Below are 21,423 nucleotides of genomic sequence, written 5' to 3' on the forward strand. Positions count from 1 at the left end.
CGTTCTAATGCCAAACCATACATAGAAAAGAATAGCGGTAAGTTTAGCCAATAATTAAGCCAAATATAAGCTCAGCGAGTAACAAGATGAAATAACAATAAGGTGAGTCAGTCACGTAAACTCACTCACCTTTGAACATAGCCCAAGGTTTAACTCTAAACTTGTCATTGTCCTATATTAAAACCTCGTTATTACGCAATCTGAAAACGGGGTCACAATTCTGTTCTAGCGAAATTAAAGTTCCAGTTTGAATCCGAGTTCACTCACCATAACTTCAGCGAACCCTAACTTTACCGCATTCAACTGACTGGCAACTTCGCGTGCTTGCTCTTCGTTTTTGGCCAATATTGCCATTGAATAAACAGGCCTGATCATCGCTTTTTGGTTTGGCTTCTCTTGTGCTATTTCTTGATGTTTTAAGTAAGCAGAAGTAATTACACCTTGAGCACTCCAATCGACAACCATTTGCAAATCTTTGCTAATAACCTCATCGACAATGAATTGATTTTCAGGCTCTTTCCAAGCGAGCTCTACTGCGTAGTTTGTGAAAGCGACATCGGTGTTTAACCACTTGTTACCGATGTCTCTGATTTCAGTCACCTCAACAAGCTCTTTAAATTGGAATGGTAAGTTACCAATCAACTCTCTAACGTGCTGTTCGCTATCCGCTTCAATCACAAACTTAATCATCGGGAATTTTTTATCCCCAATAAAGCTTTCTGAAATGAACATGTCGTGCACTAAGCCCGCATTAATTAGGTTGGCAAATGCCTTTTTCTGACGAGGCATTACCTCAAATACCGCTTGAGCATCATCGGTTTTCCAAGCCACTGACACACCGTAAGCTGCGGCATGAACATGGGTTGAAAAAAGAAGGGGTGAAAGTAGTAAGCTAAAAATAGCTAAAAAGGTTCCTAGAGTCGTTTTCATTGTATTGGCTTCCTAATTAGTCGCGAATAATTTCATACAAGTTAGGTTCAGCAGAAACCCCTTCAATTTTTAAAGGTGGTAATTCCTTTCTCATCGCCTGTATCGCATCATGGAAATGCTTTTTGCTTTCCCATTCTGCAACATTAATGAAACGGTATGTCGCGTCCGAGCTTAAAGATCGGTGCAATTTGGTAGAGAGATATCCGGGCTGCTTAACCAATATATCTCTCGCATTTTCCCAATACGCTAATGTAGCGGCTTCATGGACTGGCTCGACTGAAAAAGTGTTTATCAATACAACGGGTTGCGCCGAAACTAACGCACTTAGGCTTAGCGCCCCCATTGCCAATCCATATTTAATAATGTTCATCATCCTAATCTCCTTGTTTTGGGTGAGCTAACGCTACCACCTAACCCTACCCAATCAAGGTCGAAACCTGCGATTTAATATTAATTAAAAAGCTAAATTTCAAACGAATATTATTCACTCGTAAAATAAGCGATGTAGCCATTCACTATTGATAAACCACTTGTTGAAATTAGGTTTTTTGGGGTAGTCATTGCCTTCAACGTAAATAGTCATTGCGCTTAATGTGAATAGTCATTGCGCTCGACGTGAATAGTCATTGCCCTCAATTGGGGTCGTCATTACCCTCAAATAATAGGCACAAAAAAACCACCTAATAAGTAGGTGGTTCTTTATTTTAATAACTCACAAAATTCAGGCTGGCTTTCAGTTATTAACTAAGCGCCTCTCTGAAATACAAACGATTACAACATCGTCAGTGCAAGCTTTGCCAAGTTATAAGCGTCAACATAACCAGAGTGCTGACGACCTTCCCACTCAATGTTTTTCGCTTCTTGAGCAGCACGGTGACCAATACGTTTCTCTTTCAATCGATTCTGAACTCGATAAAGCGTGGCAATATTCAAGAACTCGCTGAACGGAGGTTCAATGCCTTTCTCAATACACTCTTTGTGTAAGATAAGGTCATCACGCCCCCAAGCTGCATAGATCTTCTTGGGGCCACCGAAATTCTTGATCATCGACTTGATAACAGACTCTAATGGGCGACCCTGTTTTTCGATTTTACGAGGTGTAATGCCCGTTAACTCGGCACAGAATAGAGAGACTTCGTCTTTTTCAGGCTTAACGTAATATTGCGCGCGCTTCACGATGGTTCCAGAGACAAGATCGATCTCAGCAAGACCAATTTCAATGATCTCCCCTGTTGTTCCTACACCGTCTTCGCTCCAACAGCACATTTCCAAATCGAAACACACCACTCGATTGTGATTCATACGTCGCCTAATTCTCTCGTCAAAAATTTCGTGAAATTGTACATGAGCCTAATAAAGAACTCGACCCCAGTTGCATCAAGTGCTCATTTAGCCTGCAATTGTGACTCGATTTCGGCCATTTGACTTACTTAGATACAACATGCTGTCGGTTTTTTGAAGAAGCTCTTCAATATCTTCATTTGTACGGATGGTAGCCCCGATGCTTAGAGTGCAACTCAATAGCTGACCATAATGCTCGCAATAAGACTCACTCACCGTATCTAAAATACATTCTAAATAGCGACTCAATGCGTCATGTTCAGTGATACTCGAAATGATACCGAACTCGTCCCCTCCCATACGAAATAGATTATCTCCAGACTTCAAGCTCACTGAGATAACCTTAATCACATGGATAAGTAACGCATCACCGGCTGGGTGCCCGAATTTATCATTGATCTCTTTAAACTTATCAACATCAAACACGATTAAGCTAAACGGTTTGTCGCTTTGTACCGATTGACCGAGCATCTTATTAAAAGCTCGGCGATTATAAATTTCCGTTAAACTGTCATGATCGGCAAGAAAACGAAGTTCTTCTGTTCTTTCATCAATCATTCGATACAAACGCTCTTTCTCTCGAATTTGCAGGTTCACAATATAAGCAAGCAATAATGAAATAGTGGTACCAACGATGCCGATTCCCGCCAACACTAAGTAGCCATTAAATGAAATACAGGCATCTATCTTGAAGTCAATAATCCACTCACGGTTAGTCAGCGTGATTCTCTTGGTAATGTGTTGTCCAGTGACCTCTTCATAACCATTTGTTTCGAACATTATCGGGGCATCTTCAGCTTCAAAACCGTTATCGGTAACACGTACATAAACGTCCATATCACCGACAGTAGATGCCAGAAGTTTCTCAAAATAGTATGTAGTACGAACAACACCAATCACAACCCCTAACAAATTGTCGGTTTGACCATCAAACACAGGGTGGTAGACCAACATTCCGCTCTTGGGTGTGTCGCTATCTAAACCATCTTGCAATAGACGAACTTTGTCTGAAATATTCGCTTCACGTGTTTTTTTAATATTCTCAATGATCAGATTAAACCGCTCACGAGAAGAGTAAAAACCCAAAACACCGTTGTTCACTGGATCATTCGGATAAATATCTGTCGCGATAAATACAGGCTCGCCACCCAAGATGTAACCATAAGTTTTTGGCCCATGTTTAGGGACCGTAAACACTCTATAGGATGGGTATTGAGCTTTCATTTTGATGGTGTGTTCGGCAATATCTTCTGCCGCGACTTTTTGCATCCATTGCAATCCGATCAGGCTTTTCGAACCATTAATCGTTTGCTCAGCAAAACGATCAAATCGAACACGACTATCTACATCATTAGAATAGAAAAAGTTCGCACCGGAACCGATATAAGCGACATCGTTATCAATAAACGCTTTTAAACTGAGCGTTTGATGCTGAGCAAAGCTGTCCAGATTCTCATTCAAAGACCGATTTTGATTCAATGCAACCAAAACAAAACACAACACCGTCATCAAAAATGTGGCAAAAAAGACAACTAACGGCAACGTTCGTTTCTTCAACCCTGTTATAGGGTCGGTAGTGTGGGGCATACAGCTTCCCATGTGATGTTATTTCGAGTCGAAAGTATACACTGCCGGAATGCTAGGCTCTATTTATCTTTGGCTCTGACAATGGGATAAAACTAACACTATTTACAACCCATGGACATTTGCGGCTAACAAACCAACAAATCTCGATTAATTTTCAAGCTAACTCACCAAAAAGCCAGTTTATTGAAAACATTAAATAAAGCCCTTAAGCCTTGAATATGCTAGTATCCACCCATATTTATAGCTTGAAAGTGACCAATTCGGCCTTATGCCACTAAGTTTCTTTCCAACCTGTATATTCCTTTAAACCGACGAATATGCCGTTAAATCAATTTTAAAGAGAAATCACTATGATCGTTGATTTGAACCTAATCCCACAAACGTTTGATATGCTTCACGCAGGCCTAACTGCATCAAGCGTTTTACTACTGCTAATTGCCGTTTCTCGTAAAACCAAAGTGGTTGAGAAAGTCGTAGAAAAACCAGTAGAAAAGATCGTTGAAGTTGAAAAGCCAATTGAGAAAATTGTCGAAGTAGAGAAAGTTGTTGAAGTTGAACGTGTGATCGAAAAAGTAGTAGAAGTTGAATCTAAGCTTGCAACAGCACCAACAGATTCTGCAATGCAACTATTGTCAATCATGCAGCAAGAAGCACGTTTAATCGACTTCCTAAAAGAAGACCTAACTTCATTCTCTGATGAAGAAGTTGGCGCGGCAGCACGTGTTATTCACACTGGCGGCCAAAAAGTATTAGCAGACTACGTAACACTTGCACACATCCGTAATGAAGATGAAGAGACTCGTATTACTGTAGTTGAAGGCTTTAACCCTCAAGAAATCCGTCTAACAGGCAACGTAACAGGCAATGCTCCATTCAACGGCACACTGGTTCATAAAGGCTGGAAAGCAACTGACATGAACCTGCCTAAGCTAGCTCAAAACTACGACGCATCTGTAATTGCACCGGCAGAGGTGGAGCTATAATGGAACACCAAACTCAGCCATCATCGCACGAGTCATCTGCACAGACACATTCACAAGAGCTATCTTCTCAAGAGCAACATCAGGCGCCTAAGTTCAGTGTTGGTATCGATTTAGGTACCACACACTGCGTTTTGTCTTACATCGACACAACCAATGAAGACGCTCGTGTAGAGGTGATGCCAATCCCTCAACTGACGGCTCCTGGTACAGTAGAAACTCGCAGCCAACTTGGCTCGTTCCTATACCAGCCGCACGAACATGAAATGAACTCTGGTTCTCGCGTTCTGCCTTGGTCTTCTGAGCCGAAAGCACTAGTTGGTGCTATCGCTCGTAACCTTGGTTCTAAAACCCCTATTCGCTTGGTCGCGAGTGCAAAATCTTGGTTATGCCACAGTGGTGTAAACCGTCGCGATGCATTCCTTCCAGCAGGCAGCCCTGAAGAAATTGAAAAAGTATCTCCGCTTAAGACAACTGAGTTGTACCTTGAGCACCTTAAAGATGCTTGGAATCACGCGAATCCAGAGCACAAACTGGCAGACCAAGATGTAACGATCACCGTCCCTGCTTCGTTCGATCCTGCCGCTCGTGACCTAACGGCAGAAGCCGCACGTAATGTGGGCTTCACTCACCTGACGCTTCTAGAAGAACCACAAGCCGCACTATATAGCTGGATTGATAACAGCAACGACACATGGCGTGATGAAGTAGACGTGGGTGACATCGTGCTTGTAGTCGATATCGGTGGTGGTACAACTGACCTTTCTTTAGTTGAAGTAACACAAGACGATGGCAATCTAAGTCTGAACCGTATCGCAGTAGGTGAACATATTCTACTTGGCGGCGACAACATGGACTTAGCTCTTGCTTACCGTCTGAAAATGAAACTGGCTCAAGAAGGCAAAGAACTGGCTCCTTGGCAGGTTCAAGCGATGACTCACGCGTGTCGTGATGCAAAAGAAGCATTGCTTAATGATGCTGAGCTTCAATCTGTGCCGATCGTTGTTCCTAGCCGTGGCTCTAAGCTACTCGGCGCAACACTGAAAACAGAACTGACTCAGCAAGAAGTACAACAAACATTGGTTGATGGCTTCTTCCCACAAGTCGCTGTAACGGATCACCCGGTACAGAAAACTCGTGGTGCACTGACTCAAATGGGTCTGCCTTACGCTCAAGACGCAGGTATTACTCGTCACATTGCCGCATTCCTTTCTAAGCAAGCGAACGCGCTTTCTGGAAACAGCGAAGCTGCTCAGCAAGATTTCAACCCGTTTGCAAACATGCCCGGCATGCCCGGTACAGAAGCGCAAGGGTCAGAAGCGCCAGCGGCAGACTTCATCAAACCAACAGCGGTACTGTTCAATGGTGGTGTTCTAAAATCGAACCTACTGTCAGAACGCCTTTCAGATACGATCAACGAATGGCTGATCAATGCTGACGTTGAGTTTGCTAAACAACTTTCAGGTTTAGACTTAGACCTAGCGGTTGCAAGTGGCGCTTCTTACTACGGCGCAGTTCGTCGTGGCCAAGGCGTTCGTATCCGTGGTGGTATCGCCTCTTCTTACTACGTTGGTATTGAAAGTGCGATGCCTGCAATCCCAGGAATGGCTCCTCCAATGGAAGCTCTGTGTGTTGCACCATTTGGTATGGAAGAAGGTTCAAGCGTTCAAGTTCCTAGCCAAGAATTTGGTCTGGTGATTGGTCAGCCCGTACACTTCCAGTTCTTCGGTTCAACAACACGTCGTGAAGACGAGGCCGGTACGCACCTTGATCACTGGGCTCCAGAAGATCTTGATGAGCTTCCTGAGATCCAAGTGACACTGCCTGTATCTGAAGGTCGTCGCGAAGGTGAAGTGGTTCCGGTGACTTTAGCGTCTCGTGTTACTGAATTAGGCACGTTATACCTAGAAGCGATTGCCACTGACAATGGTCAGAAATGGCACGTTGAGTTCGACGTTCGTGAAGATACGAATAGCGACTCAAACGAACAAGCATAATGAATCAACGGCACCTTAACGGGTGCCGTTACTTTATCAATGCGATTCCCTAGCCCTGTATTAAAAGCATTCCAAAGACAATAATAAGACCAAGACTATCCATTAACTGGTCATCACTTTGGCAGAATAAGGTTTTGTATGGCATCTCCTCGTTTTTTAGTCGGCATTGACTTAGGCACAACCAACACTGTGGTTGCCTACTGTGAAATCAACGACGACCTACAACATGCTCCCGTTTCTCTTTTCGATATTGACCAACTCATCGGCCCCGGTGAAGTGGTTCGCAAGCCGCTACTTCCATCCTTTCGTTATCATCCCGCACAAGGTCAGATCTCCCCTTCCGATCTCACTATGCCTTGGGAACCGAGCTTGGTTGAAGGTGATATTCAAAACGTCATCGTAGGTGAATGGGCTCGCGAACTTGGCGCTAAAGTTGAAGGCCGCCAAGTATCCAGTGCTAAAAGCTGGCTATCTCACCAAGCGGTTGATCGTAACTCCGATATTCTGCCTTGGGCAGGCGCAACTGACGTCGATAAGGTGTCCCCTGTTGTTGCAAGCGCAAGCTACCTGAACCACATCCGTCAAGCATGGAACTACCGTAACCCAAGCAACAAGCTTGAAGACCAAGACGTTGTAGTAACGGTTCCCGCTTCATTCGATGAGACAGCACGTAAGCTAACACTCGAAGCGGCAGAGCTGGCGGGCTTAGGTAAGATTCTGTTACTCGAAGAGCCGCAAGCCGTTTGTTATGACTGGTATGCACGTCACCAACAAACCGCTGCAGACGAACTTCAACAGATTCCGCTGATTCTAGTGTGTGATGTTGGCGGCGGTACTACCGATTTAAGTTTGATCGAAGCGAGCTTCAACTCAAGCAATGGCGATGACCAAGAACTCGCACTCGACCGTATCGGCGTTGGTGAACACTTGATGCTAGGGGGGGATAACCTCGATTTAGCGCTTGCTCACCTTGCTGAGCAACGCTTCAATCAAAACAAAAAGTTGAATGCATCTAGCCTAACCAAACTGATTCAACAGACGCGTGCCGCAAAAGAGAGCCTACTTTCAGCTAACGCACCAGACGATGTAAAAATAACCATGCTAGGCAGTGGTTCAAAACTGCTTGGTGGTACCAAGAGTATTGGTTTAACCAAACAAGAAGTTCATCAGATTGCACTCGAAGGTTTCTTCCCGCTTTCTGAGTTCACTGAAGTACCAGACAAACGCCGTAGCGCAGTAGTTGAGTTCGGCTTGCCCTACGCTGCAGATCCTGCGGTAAGTAAGCACGTTGCCGAATTCCTAGCGACACATCAACAAGTATCAAAAGCAGCACTAGAGAAATCTGGCGCAATCGAATTTGATGAGACAAAACCGGCTATTCCTGTCGGTGTACTACTCAACGGTGGTGTGTTCAACAGTGAGCTTGTTACTGAACGTATTACTAAGTTACTTGGCAATTGGAATGGTTCTCCAATCACTGTGTTAGACAACCCTCACCCCGATTGGTCTGTAGCCCTTGGCGCGGTTGCTTTTGGTAAAGCTCGTCGTGGTGCACAATTGAAAATCGGTGGTGGTGCTGCCCGTTCTTACTTCTTACACCTACAAGAAAAAAACAAGATGGGTAAAGCACTTTGTCTGCTTGCAAAAGGGACAGAAGAAGGCCAAGAGATACGCTTGAACAGCCGTCGTTTCTCACTGACTTTGGGTGAGCCGGTACGTTTTAACTTACTGACTTCAACACACGATCAAATTGCTCATGACACTGCCATTCAAAACGGTGTGATGGTCAATGTCGACGCTGACTTGTTCTCCCCTCTTCCACCGTATATTTCTACGTTAGAAGGATCAGGCACTGCCGAGCTTCAAGTCAACCAAAAAGAACGCGTCGAAGTATTGCTCGCTTGTCAGTTAACTGAAGTCGGCACATTGAAAATGGAATGTGTAAGTACGGAGGATGACACTAAACGTTGGTTGCTTGAATTCGAAGTTAGAAACAAGCAAGGCGATGAGTCTGATACCACTAAACTTCACCCAAGATTGGACGAATGTAAGGAGCTTATTTCTCGCCTATACAGCGGCAACAAGAAAAGTGCTGAATCTAAAGAGATCAAAACACTGGCCAAAGATCTTGAGAAACGACTTGGTAAGCGTGAAGAATGGGACTTTACTACCCTTCGCCACCTGTTTGATTCGTTCTCTTTAGGTCGTAAACGCCGTCGTCGTTCAGAAGCACACGAGAAGAACTGGCTGCGTTTGGCGGGTTACTCACTGCGCCCAGGCTTTGGTGATCCAACCGATTCATGGCGTATTGAGCAAATTTGGGGACTCTACCAGCAAAACATCCAATTTCAGAACCATCAAGGTTGGACAGATTGGTGGGTATTCTGGCGTCGTGTAGCGGGCGGTTTGAACCAAGAACAGCAAGAGACTATCTTGGCTGACATCGCTAAATACCTCCACCCCGGCGCAATGAAGAACCCTAAGACAGCCAAAGATGCGCAAGACAACGGCTATGAAGCCATGGTTCGTTTAGCCGCATCACTTGAGCAACTTGAAGTAGAAGATAAAGTGCTGTTGGCAAGCTGGTTCTTAAGCAAAGCGATTAACCATAACCAATTTGAACAAGCTCACTGGTGGGCGCTAGGTCGATTAGCATCAAGAACGCCTTTGTATGGCAGTCAACACAACGTGATTCCTAGAGAACAAGCGGAACAGTGGCTACCGAAGCTGCTTGAGCAGAATTGGCAGAAAGAGCAAATGATTGCCTTTGCAGCAGTGATGATTTGTCGTAAGACGGGTGACCGACAGTTCGATATCTCTGATGACTACCGCGCTCAAGTTCTTGATAAGTTGAAGCAAAGTAAGGTACCTGATTCATGGCTAACGCTAGTAAGTGAAGTCACTGAACTTTCTGAAAGCGAGTCTAAGCGCGTATTTGGTGATGCATTGCCAAGCGGGTTAAGCCTGATTAATAACTAGTTTTAGAGCTCATTAGATTGGAGCACTAACTAGAAAAGAAAAAGCCACTTTCGATTCGTTGAAAGTGGCTTTTTTATTGGTGGCTTAAGGCTGGTATGTTTAGTCGACTTATCGCTTCTTGGTTAAGAGCCTTAGCCGTATTGCAGTTCATCATTGTTAATGTTTCGTTCCTGTTGGGTTGATAGAAAAATCCGTATTTTCATAAATATCAGATAACTTTTTCGGTTTCTTCTCTTTCGCTCCTTTGTTCGATTGATTATGAGTTTCGCTTAAAAGCCATTGCTCATGCATTTTTGCTGAATCCAAAAACTCTGGATCTTCCATTGCTTCCTTGCGAAGTTTATTTACACGTTCGAGAGTATCCCAAATCATAATACTTCACCTCCACTAAGGCAGTAATATAAAGATAGCTCAACTCCATAAAACTTCAACTAGCCCAATGAGATAGCGATCTCAATTTCGCAAATTACCTGCTCTATGTCAGTGAAAATAGTCATCATCAACTGAGGGAAAATAGTCGTTTTCTTCCGATGATCTTCGAAGATCATTAGGCATAAAAAAGCGAGCTCAATGCTCGCTTTTTGTCTGTTTATCGGTTGTTCGGATCGCCAACACTCACTCGATTAAATCACACCGAACTTAAGCACGGTTACCAATTTTCACTGTGCCATTTGTCGCAAACCAAAGCGCTTCTGAACGGCGGCGGCCTAGTAGGATCGGGCCATCATCGTAGAACAAAAAGTTCTTCCAGTGTTTCTTGAAAACTGACCATTTGGTTTCTAAAACATTGTATTTTTCGTAACAAAAATAAACAGTTACGTCATCTTGCCAATCAATGAAGTTTAGAATTTCTTCTGGCATTTCAGGCTCATCCGCTTCCCAATTTGCCATCCAGCTGATCTCTTCATTCCAGTTCGATGCTTTGCTTGGCCAGTCTTGCGAGCTTAGTCTTTCCGCATCAGGACTTTGAGGGCTCACGTTCTCTTTCCAAAACTGAGATGCTCTCGCCTGTGTCATTGGTTTAATCTTTTCCAAATCCTCTGCCGGCAGCGGCATTGACTGGTGAGTGAAAATCCATTTTCTTTGGTATTCGTCCAAAGTTGTGTATGACATCAAAATTCCTCAAATATCTTCTCAGGCTGATGGATCTACCATGCCTATATGTTCTTTTTGATACAGCGGCGATTAGAGATCGCTTGATATTCGCTGCCTTTAAATTCGTTATTAACTTGGGCGCTTAAATACTATTTATTTAAACAGCGCGTCTGTCTTCCCAGTTTGGGTTAACTAACGCGGTCAGTACATGGTCTTCCCATTTACCGTTAATCTGTATGTAATCTTTAGCAAAACCTTCTCGAGCAAAGCCAAGATGTTCCAATACACTCGCACTGCGTTCATTGTGAGGCATGTAGCCCGCCATTAAGCGGTGCATGTTCTGCACATCAAACATGTAGTCTTTGGCCATGCTCAAACCTCTGCGCATATAACCATGACCCTGTGCACTTTCAGCAAGCGAATAGCCGACATTACATGCATAGAAAGGAAATCGAGACAGATTACTGAATGAAATGGTGCCCAACATTTCGTTGGTGTCATCATTAACAAGCAAACAGTAATAACCTAGCCCCATTTTATGAAGCTCGTTTAACTTAATTAGGCGCTGCGCCCAACCCGTTTTATCAAAAAACGCATCTTCGCGAATCGGTTCCCAAGGCTTAAGGTACTCTCGGTTAGTTTGAAAGTACTCGCTGATCATGTTCGCATCGTCTATTTCAGCGGTGCGTAGAATCAGGTTGCCATCGCGCTTATAAATGCGTTCTGGTGTGCTCAAATCTTCCATATCTTGTTCTTATTCGATCAGTTCTTTCTGATACCGTAATCACGAAGCTTATTCGCAATTGAGGTGTGAGATACATTCAAACGTTTCGCTAACTTACGGCTTGATGGGAAAGACTGGTAGAGCTTTTCAAGGATCTGAGATTCATAGTCTTTCATGATCTCGTCAAGCGAGCCGTCTAAGCTCAAGTTAGCCATTCCAGCAGTCATGGTTTCAAGCTGTGGCAAGTGAAATTGTTCAACCGTTAGCGTATCTGAATCCAACTCTGTTAGTGCACGTAGCACCATGTTGTCTAACTGACGAATGTTGCCCGGCCATTGGTAGTTACCTAGTTGGTCGATTAGTTCTTGAGTCAGTTTCGGTTTCAACATGCCTAATTGCTGTGCGTATTTCGCGACAAACAATTCCAGTAACGGAGCAACGTCATTAGAGCGCTCACGTAGGGCTGGAATCGACAGAGTCAAAACATTCAAACGGTAGAACAAATCTTCACGGAATGAACCTGAGTCAGCTAATTCGGAAAGACGATGACGTGTTGACGCGATAATGCGTACATCGGCGTGCATCTCTTCTTCTTCGCCTACACGTCGGAATGAACCATCTTGAAGGAAGCGCAACAGTTTGATTTGTAGATGTGGGCTCATCTCGCCGATCTCATCTAAAAATACTGTGCCGCCATTCGCTTGTTCGAAAATGCCTTTATGACCTTGTTCATGATTGAATGAACCCGGTGCATGACCAAACAGCTCAGTTTCAGCCACGTCATCAGGCATTGATGCACAGCTTAGAATCAAGAATGGGAAAGACGCTCGGTTCGAACGGTTATGACACGCTTTAGCCAACATCTCTTTGCCCGTACCTGTGTCACCTTCAATAAGCAAAGGTTGATCCAGCATAGCCAGTTTCTTAGCTTGGCTGATCAAGGCCTTATGGCGATTAGAGACTCCAACAAAGTGTTCAAAACCTAGGTTATTCTGTTCAGGGATTGAATCTGGCGTGTTCATCTCTTGGTTACAAGAACGAATTGTCATTACCGCGCTAGCCAGTACTGCTTCGTTCACATCACCACCAAGATAAATCGGCAGGATCTCAATAGAGAAATCTAAACCGTCTAACACCACAACTTCACGATGGCGAGTTACATCGCCTTCAATCCAGCGAGCAAAGTTAAAGCTAGGGACAAACGTCGCTAACGGCTCACCGATCACTTCCTCTTCTTGTTTACCAAAAAGATTCAATGCAGCGTGGTTCGCCATATCGACTGAGCCTTTAAGGTCAATCGCGATCACTGGGTCAGGTAAGTTGGCAAGCAGAGCAATCAGCTCTGTATTATGCCTTTCGCTCGGCATAAATTGGATTTTACGTACATCCTTTACACCTGAAATTCGGCGAATTTCAGCCATAAGTTCACTAAAAGCATCAAAATTGATATCAGGACAGTTTAGGTAAATAATGCCTTTAACATCAATTTCGATTCCTCTTAAATCAATGCTTTTTGAGGCCAAGATATCGAGCAACTCACGCGTTAAGCCGAGTCTGTCTTCACACAATACTTCAAGACGCACAAATAGTCCTATTATAGGTGTCAGGATAAGTTGACAGTAGTGTGGATTAAGCTCTGAGTTCAGTCAAGAAGAAGAGTAAACATATGTTTACTCTTCACTTGCAAACGACTCAATGTCATATACTTTATTGACAAGTGATTCGCTTTATCTAAGCGTAATACGCTTTAATTGATAAGCAACTCACTTTATTTGAGCGTAATGCGCTTTATTTCAGAAAGGACGGCTTTGCGAAGATCTGAGAGTTTTACTTTTCGGTCATTGTTCCACGGTATTGGACGCAATAATGTCATGGCTTTTAGCCCCAGTCTCGCAGTAAGAATACCGACACCTAAGCCCTGCCCTGCTCGAGCTGAGACTTTACCTGCAAGATCCATCGAGACTAAGTCCATGCTCGCATCAATGGCCAACTCACTCGCCCCAGCCGCTGCCATGTTGATCAACACCAACTTGAACAATTTAATTCGAGACCAGTAACCAAGCTCAATGCCATACACGTCAGCAAGCTTATCTATCATGGTGAAATTGCGCCATGCTACCAACAACATATCGGCAGCCGCCAATGGGCTCACAGCCACCAAAGCTGCCGATTCGGTCGAGAACTTAGTGACAATTTGAGTCGCCACTTTGTCTTGTTGGGCAACAACGAGTGCATCGTACATATCTAATACTTCAGCATCGCTGTGCGCAGGGTTAATGCTGTTTCGCCACTTATCGAACGAAGGTGATTCAGCAACTATACCGCCCTGCTTGGCAATGTTTTCACAGAACGCTTTGCCTTTACCCACACTCTGGCTTTGTAACAGTTCTTCACTCTGCTCTTGCACACTAAAATGGTCCTTCAGCGAACGCAGCTTCCACAACTCTTTGCCTATTGCACCTAAACCTAATGAAGCAATGGCAACAATAAAGCCTGCCCAACCTAACGCGAGCCAGTCTGCTGTTTGAACTGCAGTGATGACAGAGTCAATCGCCTGCCAGCCCACCAGACCAGAGAAAGCGACTAACAAGCCAGTTCCAAACCACTTCTTCTTTTTGCTCGGTCGAATCACTTGTTCCAGTTGTTGCTCAGCGTCACCATCAAGGTCGGTTTCCACTTGTGGTGCTACAGGTACAAACTTCTCTTGTTCAGTAAACAACTGCTGAGCACCAAGATCTGAGTTAACTTCATTCTTATCCGGCTCATCGAACGAGGTCTTCAACGGTTCATCAAAGACCTGTTTCGTTTTTAATTCACTCATTTTGATTGCCTCAATTACTTCAACTTGTCGCCAATGAGATACTCTAAAACCTTGTCGACTCTTAGATGCTGACAAGGCTCATCGGAGTGTTGCTCCATAGGCCTAAAGCTTGTGAAATCGAACTGGTTAGTTTCCCAGTACTGTTTGTTCGGCAGTTTGCGCGGCACCTCCCCCGGATACATAGTTTGAGGTACGTTATCTAGAGTCACGCCTTGTAATGCAGGAACATTCGATGAACCTGACGAGATATAACCCGCACTTGTCGCTTGAATCGACGCGATGCTCATACAACTCATGTCGATGTGTTCAAACGCCGCCTGTTGCCAAGCCGGATGCACCATCTGTTGTAACAGCGATACCAAGTTCGGATGTTGTTCCGGTGTTACGTGATCAGCTTTGGTGGCAGCAAACAGGATCTTGTCGATCTTCGGCGCAAACAAGCGTCTTAAGATATTGCTTCTACCGTACTTAAAGCTTTTCAATAACTGTTCTAAAGCGCCACGCATATCCATGAAAGAGTCATAACCCGCATTCAGTGGTTGTAGGCAATCCACCAGCACGATTTGTCTATCGAACGTCGCAAAGTGATTCTTGTAGAACGCCTTTACGACCTTTTGTTGATATTCTTCATAGCGCATCTTCAACACCGCATAGTTGCTTGTTTTTGAGAACTTGCCCTCAGGTGCAATACACGGGAAAAATTGCAACACAGGCGCACCTTCCAACTCACCCGGCAATACAAATCGACCCGGCTGTACCCAGTGCAACCCGTTATCCTTACAAGTGTGAAGGTACTGAGTGTAACTATCGGCAATAGCGACCAGTTTCTTTTCATCAGCTTCCGCTAGCAAATCAATGTCATCACGCACTGCGTTCCACTGTTGCGAGTAGGTTTTTCTATCGCCTTTTAACGCTGCGAATTGAGACTGACTCCACGTATCGAAATCCATATCCAACAAGGGTAAATCAAGTAACCACTCTCCCGGATAATCAACAATATCGAGATAAAGGGTGCTGTTTTTACTCAGTAGCTTCTTAGCACCTTTGGCTGGCTTATATTTGATTGCTAGACGAATCTCACTGACATCGCACGTCGGCACTGGCCATTCTGGTGGCTGCGCATTCAAAGATTCCATCGCTTCATCATAAGAGAAGCGTGGAATCATCATGTTGTGTTGAGGGATGCGCTTAGCGCCAATAATTCTTCCGTCTCTTGCCGATGCAAGTAGAGGCAGGTTTTTATGGGTAGACGTATGAAGAAGCTGATTAACCAGCGAAGTAATGAATGCTGTCTTACCCGCACGAGAAAGCCCCGTGACCGCTACTCGAATGTGAGAATCCGTTCCTCTGCTTATAAAGTCACTCATTTCTTGAGTTAGGTGTTTCATTTGAACGACTCCGTGATAATTAGGCTAACCGGTTATGATAATAAAGAGGCAAGCCTATGTTCTTTCCCTGTTGGGATAGTATGTGTACTTTTGCTTTTGCTAACTAGTAGTGAGTATGCAATACACATTCTTAATGCTAGATGAATAAAAGCCCCTGACTACATTCATAATCAGGGGCTTTAGAATTTATCTGCGATATCCGACTCTTAATCGTCTTCAATCAACTTGTAGATAACAAATAGTGCGATCTCTGCGATTAGCCAAAGCGCACAAGTAATTGTCACGTATTTATTATCAAAGATACTAATCCCTTTCAAGATCAGATCGTAGCCAACAAAAGCACCAATCACCACTGCCAAGATAATCTGTAGGATCTGAATAAAACGAGGCATTCCTCTCTCCTATGTTCTTATATCAAACTATGTTTTTATCACTATATCATTGATAATAAGACAAAAGTGCAAATAATGCTGCACTTTTGTCTTCAACTTTCTGTCAAGAATTGCAATTCAAACGCTGAAGCTAGCGCCTGTTACGACTTTTGACTTCGGTAAATTATGCTTTTTCAGCTTCAGCAATTTTCACTTTCCACGTGTCAGGGCCGATCTGGTGTGCGTTCACGCCGTTAGAGTCAACCGCGACCGTTACCGGCATGTCTTCAACTTCAAATTCGTAAATCGCTTCCATACCGAGATCTTCAAACGCAACCACGCGTGCTTTTTTAATTGCTTTCGCCACTAAATAAGCTGCACCGCCAACCGCCATCAGGTAAACCGATTTATGTTGTTTGATTGACTCTACCGTTGCAGGGCCACGTTCTGCTTTACCAATCATGCCCATAATGCCGGTTTCTTCTAGCATCATGTCGGTGAACTTATCCATACGAGTAGAGGTTGTTGGGCCAGCAGGACCTACCGCTTCATCACCCACAGCATCCACAGGGCCAACGTAGTAAATGAACTTACCTTTCAGGTCGACGCCTTCAGGTAAACCTTCACCGCTTTCAAGCATGCCTTGAATACGCTTATGCGCTGCATCACGACCGGTTAAGATCTTGCCTGATAGAAGAACCGTTTCGCCAGTCTTCCACTCTTGAACGTCTTCTTTAGTAATTTCATCTAGGTTAACACGGCGTGTATTTGCGCCTGCTTCCCAAGTGATGTCTGGCCATTCTTCTAACTTAGGTGGTGTTAGCTCTGCAGGGCCGCTGCCGTCTAATGTGAAGTGTACGTGGCGTGTTGCCGCACAGTTCGGGATCAAGCAAACAGGCTTAGACGCTGCATGCGTTGGCGCTGTTTTGATTTTAACGTCAACCACAGTGGTTAAACCGCCAAGACCTTGTGCGCCAATACCAAGCTTGTTTACACGGTTGAAGATATCTAAACGAAGCTCTTCTTCTGCGTTCTCTGGGCCTTTGTCGATAAGGTCTTGGATATCGATGTGTTCCATCAGAGATTCTTTCGCTAGTACCGCTGCTTTTTCAGCCGTACCGCCAATACCTATACCAAGCATGCCAGGTGGACACCAACCAGCACCCATCGTAGGCAGCGTTTTCTCTACCCACTCTGCAATGTCATCAGAAGGGTTGAGCATGACCATCTTGGTTTTGTTCTCAGAACCGCCGCCTTTAGCCGCGATTTGAATTTCAACTTTATTACCTGGAACCATATTAATGTGAACAACCGCTGGTGTGTTGTCTTTGGTATTAATACGCTTACCTGCAGGGTCCATTAGGACAGATGCACGCAATGGGTTATCTGGATTGTTGTAAGCTTGACGAACGCCTTCATCAACCATTTGTTGTACTGTCTGATCCGTTTCCCACCTAACATCCATACCGATGTTCACGAAACAAGTAACAATACCTGTATCTTGACAAATTGGACGATGGCCTTCCGCAGACATACGCGAGTTGATAAGAATCTGAGCGATCGCATCTTTCGCAGCTTGGCTCTCTTCTTTCTCGTACGCTTTTTCTAGGGCTTGGACAAAGTCTAAAGGGTGATAATAAGAAATGTACTGAAGTGCGTCAGCGACACTGCTGATCACATCTTGCTTACGAATAACCGTCATTGCATGCCTCTTTATTGTTCTGGTTCCATGTAGGTTCTTGGTGTAACTGTTTTTGTCTAACCGGACTAGTTGGCTTAGCTTTTTATTATGTTGAGCTGTATTTAGTTGCTTTAGCAATCTCTTGCATAGCTTTAAACTAAACCATTTGGTTTGCACCGTTCTAATCAAGAACCCATTTTATTTTCAATTTATGATACTCTTGCTTCCTCTCACACGCTATGCAGTGATCGAACTCTTTGTCACAAATTAAACAAATGAATAACAACGAATTTCGCTCTATCCAAATCAAGCCGCTTGAATATCAATCAACTTTAGCTAAACAGCTGTTTTCCCATATTGAAAACCTGCCGTGGGCAATGCTATTACGCTCCGCTTCAGAAAACCACGTTGATAGTCGATACGATATTTTAGTTGCTCAACCCATCGCCACCTTCGAGACAATCGGAGCAAAAACGACCGTTAATGTTAATGATACGTGCGAGGTTTCAGAGTCAGACCCTTTCGAACTACTCGACCAATATCAGCAGCAATTGCTACCCGCAACCAGTGAGCATCCTGAACTGCCTTTCATAGGTGGCGCTTTAGGGTATTTTAGTTACGATTTAGGGCGACGAGTAGAAGCTCTGCCCTCTCTTGCTAAGCGCGATATTTCTGCTCCAGACATGGCGGTTGGATTGTATGAATGGGCTGTGATTGTTGATCATAAGCTTAAAGCTGCGTTCCTTGTTGGGCAAAACATTGATACCCATTGGGATTGGTTAACGCAACAACAATCGCCAAGCCAACAAGCAGAAAGAGCTCATCAGAGGTTTGGATTAACCACCCCATGGCAATCCAATATGACTGAACAGAGTTATGCCAATAAGTTCGATAGCGTTCAAGAGTACTTGTTGTCGGGTGACTGCTATCAGATAAACTTAGCGCAGCGCTTCAATGCCCAATACCAAGGCAATGAATGGTTGGCCTATGACAAGTTAGAACAGTATAACTCGGCTCCATTCTCTGGTTTCATCCGTTTGGCTGACTGCGCAATTATCAGTGTGTCACCTGAACGTTTCTTAGAGCTTAAAGACAATGTCATTGAGACCAAGCCTATCAAGGGTACGCGCCCTCGCTCTAACGACCCTGTGATTGATGATACTAACGCACAAGACCTAGTAACCGCCGATAAAGATCAAGCAGAAAACCTGATGATCGTCGACTTACTTCGCAATGACATTGGTCGAGTCGCGAAGCCGGGAACGGTTCATGTACCAAAGCTGTTCGATATTGAGAGCTTCCCTGCCGTGCACCACTTAGTAAGCACGATACGAGCGGACCTTGATGAACAATATTCTGCAACTGACCTTCTGAGAGCTTGCTTCCCTGGAGGTTCAATTACTGGCGCTCCAAAAGTGCGTGCTATGCAGATCATTGAAGAGTTGGAACCCCATCGACGCTCAGCGTATTGCGGCAGTATCGGCTACATCAGTCGAAATGGCAGAATGGACACCAGCATTACCATTCGTACGTTAGTTGCCGAGAACAACACGCTTTATGCTTGGGCTGGTGGTGGTGTTGTATTCGATAGTGATTGTGCTTCTGAATACCAAGAAACACTGGATAAGCTGAGTAGAATTCTACCGATACTTGAAGATTGCAAAGCATAGCATCATTAATCGGCAGTACCGCCGCTTAACGACCAACGAAAGCTAGACATAAAAAACCGAAGAATCACAAGATCACTTCGGTTTTTTAGTTTCTAAATCAAGCAGTGAACTATTATTAGTCACTCCTTATTAGCGCTGTTTAAGCGACCTTCACAGTAGAAACACCCCACTTCTTAAGCATCTCTTTAAGATCACTAGCTGTGTAAGGTTTACTCAAAATGTCATCCATTCCACACTGAATACAACGCTCGCGTTCTTCAAGTGTCGTTCCGGCAGTGAGAGCAACTATAGACCTGGAATACCCTTTCTTTCTTAGCTTCTCTGTCGCTTCAAATCCATCCATAATTGGCATTCTACAATCCATGAATACAATGTCGTACTCATTGTCTGACGCGAGCTCAAACCCTTCAGCACCATTACTTGCTATAGCGGGTTCAATCTCGTGTTTACGTAGCATTTGTTGGATGATGATCTGGTTCATCTTAATATCATCAACGACCAACACTTTTAACAGAGACAAGCCAACATCAGATTCAGTCTCTTGGGATACTCGACTGCTTTGATCAGAAACATCGATTACCTGTAAAGGGATCGCAATGGTAAAGGTCGTCCCGCTTCCCACAATACTGGTCACGCTGATATCACCATGCATCAATCCTACTAGCTTACGACAGATGGCGAGACCAAGCCCTGTCCCTTCGTAGTTTCGGCTACTTGAGTTATCCGCCTGAGTAAAAGGTTCAAACAGTGTCTTATGAGCGGATTGAGCGATCCCAACTCCAGTGTCCTCGACCGAAAAAATAAATTGGTCTCTCAGCCATTTAATCTCAACGCTCACATGTCCTTGATCCGTAAACTTTATAGCGTTTCCAATCAAGTTTACGAACAATTGAGTAATACGTTCTAAGTCACCATAGAAGTGGCTCGGTACACTTTGGCCTACATCAACATCAAATTTAAGCTGCTTTTCAAGTGCTCGATTGGTAAAGATACTATTAATCGTATTTCTCAAATCATGAAGCGCGAACTTCTTCGGTATTAACTCCAACATTCCCGCATTAATTTTACTGTAATCCAGTAGGTCATTGATGATGGTTCTGAGAAACTCTCCAGATTGACTTAAGTTGTTCACTATTTCACGTTGCGAACTGTTCAGCTCGGTATCGCTGATCAATTCTGCACTACCGAGTAAGCCATTTAGCGGTGTTCTTAATTCATGGTTGATCATGGCTACAAAGTCACGCGTTGCCCTTTCAGACTCTTCTGCTCGTTTACGTGACTCAATGTTACGATTGATTGCAAGTTGGTGAGTTAGCGCACTACAAATAAGGTCTGTGACCAGCAACAATTGGCTTTGTATGAATTCGTAATCCTGCTCAGAGAGATTTACATCGACAATCAATGTACCCACGATGACGCTTTCGACCTCTAATGGCACATTCAATAGGTCACCGTACCAAACAGGATGTTGAATTTGCTGAGTCGGCTCTTCGAGCGAGTCGTCACCGTAATCGTGTGTTTTGAGCTGAGGAATGAGCTTGGGTGGCAGAATCAAGCGGCTGGAATTAATCAGATAGCTGTTGGTTACATTGCTCGTCAACTGAGACAACATCACATCATCTAAATCACTGCGGAGAAAAGCCCGTCCAAAATCAATCAACAAATTGTCGATCTGTTCCTGAAACTCGATTCTTCGAAGATTCGCATTTGAGCGTTTCTCTAATTGTCGCAGAGCCAACTCGAGTTGCTGATTCGACTCAAACAACTCCAAGCTTTTTTGTTCCAGTAATCTTTCCGCTTCTTTTCTTGCCGCGATTTGACGCTTGAGCTTACGCTCAATTGCCGACTCTGAACTCATA

At 44.2% G+C, this 21,423-nt stretch carries 17 protein-coding genes; 4 read left to right on the forward strand and 13 right to left on the reverse strand.

The genetic code is table 11. The annotated features are described in order from the left end of the window. Positions 1–234: 234 nt before the first annotated feature. The 4 genes from BCU75_RS13120 to BCU75_RS13135 form a co-directional block, all read right to left on the reverse strand. Positions 235–930 carry a hypothetical protein gene (locus BCU75_RS13120; RefSeq protein WP_102474123.1) on the reverse strand — a complete coding sequence of 232 codons (696 nt, stop codon included), beginning with the start codon at positions 928–930 and terminating at the stop codon, positions 235–237. 16 nt (positions 931–946) lie between these two features. After that, positions 947–1,303 (reverse strand): antibiotic biosynthesis monooxygenase family protein, encoded by a 357-nt coding sequence (locus BCU75_RS13125; RefSeq protein ID WP_102474124.1) that lies wholly within the window; start codon positions 1,301–1,303, stop codon positions 947–949. A 398-nt stretch (positions 1,304–1,701) separates the two neighbouring features. Then, positions 1,702–2,232 (reverse strand): 3'-5' exonuclease, encoded by a 531-nt coding sequence (locus BCU75_RS13130; RefSeq protein WP_004734743.1) that lies wholly within the window; start codon positions 2,230–2,232, stop codon positions 1,702–1,704. A gap of 87 nt (positions 2,233–2,319) precedes the next feature. Then, positions 2,320–3,858, reverse strand: coding sequence for a sensor domain-containing diguanylate cyclase (locus BCU75_RS13135; protein WP_102474125.1), 1,539 nt, complete (start codon positions 3,856–3,858; stop codon positions 2,320–2,322). 350 nt (positions 3,859–4,208) lie between these two features. Here BCU75_RS13135 and BCU75_RS13140 point away from each other — a divergent pair, with 350 nt between their 5' ends. From BCU75_RS13140 to BCU75_RS13150, 3 genes are all read left to right on the forward strand, one after another. Next, positions 4,209–4,841: a DUF2760 domain-containing protein gene (locus tag BCU75_RS13140; protein WP_102474126.1), complete on the forward strand. Its 633-nt coding sequence runs from the start codon at positions 4,209–4,211 to the stop codon at positions 4,839–4,841. Further along, positions 4,841–6,835, forward strand: coding sequence for an Hsp70 family protein (locus BCU75_RS13145; RefSeq protein WP_102474127.1), 1,995 nt, complete (start codon positions 4,841–4,843; stop codon positions 6,833–6,835). The genes BCU75_RS13140 and BCU75_RS13145 overlap by 1 nt, the downstream gene beginning before the upstream one ends. Before the next feature lie 138 nt (positions 6,836–6,973). Further along, positions 6,974–9,814, forward strand: a complete 2,841-nt coding sequence (locus BCU75_RS13150) for an Hsp70 family protein (RefSeq protein ID WP_102474128.1) — start codon at positions 6,974–6,976, stop codon at positions 9,812–9,814. A gap of 156 nt (positions 9,815–9,970) precedes the next feature. Here BCU75_RS13150 and BCU75_RS13155 read toward each other — a convergent pair whose 3' ends face one another. The 8 genes from BCU75_RS13155 to BCU75_RS13190 form a co-directional block, all read right to left on the reverse strand. Then, complete coding sequence (locus BCU75_RS13155) at positions 9,971–10,186, reverse strand: hypothetical protein (protein WP_102474129.1); 216 nt, start codon at positions 10,184–10,186, stop codon at positions 9,971–9,973. A gap of 267 nt (positions 10,187–10,453) precedes the next feature. Further along, positions 10,454–10,927, reverse strand: a complete 474-nt coding sequence (locus tag BCU75_RS13160) for a DUF2947 domain-containing protein (RefSeq protein ID WP_004734736.1) — start codon at positions 10,925–10,927, stop codon at positions 10,454–10,456. Positions 10,928–11,066: 139 nt separating this feature from the next. Continuing rightward, on the reverse strand, positions 11,067–11,654 hold the full coding sequence (rimJ, locus tag BCU75_RS13165) for a ribosomal protein S5-alanine N-acetyltransferase (RefSeq protein WP_102465331.1): 588 nt from the start codon (positions 11,652–11,654) through the stop codon (positions 11,067–11,069). 17 nt (positions 11,655–11,671) lie between these two features. Continuing rightward, a complete protein-coding gene (gene tyrR / locus BCU75_RS13170) occupies positions 11,672–13,216 on the reverse strand; it encodes a transcriptional regulator TyrR (protein ID WP_102465329.1) in 1,545 nt (514 codons plus the stop codon). A gap of 185 nt (positions 13,217–13,401) precedes the next feature. Continuing rightward, complete coding sequence (locus BCU75_RS13175; RefSeq protein ID WP_102474130.1) at positions 13,402–14,454, reverse strand: YcjF family protein; 1,053 nt, start codon at positions 14,452–14,454, stop codon at positions 13,402–13,404. Positions 14,455–14,468: 14 nt separating this feature from the next. Then, positions 14,469–15,842: a YcjX family protein gene (locus tag BCU75_RS13180; RefSeq protein ID WP_102474131.1), complete on the reverse strand. Its 1,374-nt coding sequence runs from the start codon at positions 15,840–15,842 to the stop codon at positions 14,469–14,471. A gap of 206 nt (positions 15,843–16,048) precedes the next feature. Further along, the gene (locus tag BCU75_RS13185) at positions 16,049–16,234 is read right to left on the reverse strand and encodes a hypothetical protein (protein WP_004734731.1); all 186 of its coding nucleotides are present in this window, start codon (positions 16,232–16,234) and stop codon (positions 16,049–16,051) included. 163 nt (positions 16,235–16,397) lie between these two features. Continuing rightward, positions 16,398–17,915: a fumarate hydratase gene (locus BCU75_RS13190; RefSeq protein ID WP_010441395.1), complete on the reverse strand. Its 1,518-nt coding sequence runs from the start codon at positions 17,913–17,915 to the stop codon at positions 16,398–16,400. Between the two features lie 254 nt (positions 17,916–18,169). Here BCU75_RS13190 and pabB point away from each other — a divergent pair, with 254 nt between their 5' ends. Continuing rightward, positions 18,170–19,564 carry an aminodeoxychorismate synthase component I gene (gene pabB / locus BCU75_RS13195; RefSeq protein WP_102474132.1) on the forward strand — a complete coding sequence of 465 codons (1,395 nt, stop codon included), beginning with the start codon at positions 18,170–18,172 and terminating at the stop codon, positions 19,562–19,564. Positions 19,565–19,703: 139 nt separating this feature from the next. Here the strand turns inward: pabB and BCU75_RS13200 are convergent, their stop codons facing one another. After that, a complete protein-coding gene (locus BCU75_RS13200; protein ID WP_102474133.1) occupies positions 19,704–21,422 on the reverse strand; it encodes an ATP-binding protein in 1,719 nt (572 codons plus the stop codon). Position 21,423: the final 1 nt, after the last annotated feature.

This window comes from Vibrio splendidus (assembly GCF_002873455.1).
Taxonomy (GTDB): domain Bacteria; phylum Pseudomonadota; class Gammaproteobacteria; order Enterobacterales; family Vibrionaceae; genus Vibrio; species Vibrio splendidus_J.

Bases quoted from the DNA above. Each gene is read 5' to 3' on its own strand.
- BCU75_RS13120 (WP_102474123.1), bottom strand. From the start codon at position 930: ATGAAAACGACTCTAGGAACCTTTTTAGCTATTTTTAGCTTACTACTT.
- BCU75_RS13125 (WP_102474124.1), bottom strand. From the start codon at position 1,303: ATGATGAACATTATTAAATATGGATTGGCAATGGGGGCGCTAAGCCTA.
- BCU75_RS13130 (WP_004734743.1), bottom strand. From the start codon at position 2,232: ATGAATCACAATCGAGTGGTGTGTTTCGATTTGGAAATGTGCTGTTGG.
- BCU75_RS13135 (WP_102474125.1), bottom strand. From the start codon at position 3,858: ATGCCCCACACTACCGACCCTATAACAGGGTTGAAGAAACGAACGTTG.
- BCU75_RS13140 (WP_102474126.1), top strand. From the start codon at position 4,209: ATGATCGTTGATTTGAACCTAATCCCACAAACGTTTGATATGCTTCAC.
- BCU75_RS13145 (WP_102474127.1), top strand. From the start codon at position 4,841: ATGGAACACCAAACTCAGCCATCATCGCACGAGTCATCTGCACAGACA.
- BCU75_RS13150 (WP_102474128.1), top strand. From the start codon at position 6,974: ATGGCATCTCCTCGTTTTTTAGTCGGCATTGACTTAGGCACAACCAAC.
- BCU75_RS13155 (WP_102474129.1), bottom strand. From the start codon at position 10,186: ATGATTTGGGATACTCTCGAACGTGTAAATAAACTTCGCAAGGAAGCA.
- BCU75_RS13160 (WP_004734736.1), bottom strand. From the start codon at position 10,927: ATGTCATACACAACTTTGGACGAATACCAAAGAAAATGGATTTTCACT.
- rimJ (WP_102465331.1), bottom strand. From the start codon at position 11,654: ATGGAAGATTTGAGCACACCAGAACGCATTTATAAGCGCGATGGCAAC.
- BCU75_RS13175 (WP_102474130.1), bottom strand. From the start codon at position 14,454: ATGAGTGAATTAAAAACGAAACAGGTCTTTGATGAACCGTTGAAGACC.
- BCU75_RS13180 (WP_102474131.1), bottom strand. From the start codon at position 15,842: ATGAAACACCTAACTCAAGAAATGAGTGACTTTATAAGCAGAGGAACG.
- BCU75_RS13185 (WP_004734731.1), bottom strand. From the start codon at position 16,234: ATGCCTCGTTTTATTCAGATCCTACAGATTATCTTGGCAGTGGTGATT.
- BCU75_RS13190 (WP_010441395.1), bottom strand. From the start codon at position 17,915: ATGACGGTTATTCGTAAGCAAGATGTGATCAGCAGTGTCGCTGACGCA.
- pabB (WP_102474132.1), top strand. From the start codon at position 18,170: ATGAATAACAACGAATTTCGCTCTATCCAAATCAAGCCGCTTGAATAT.
- BCU75_RS13200 (WP_102474133.1), bottom strand. From the start codon at position 21,422: ATGAGTTCAGAGTCGGCAATTGAGCGTAAGCTCAAGCGTCAAATCGCG.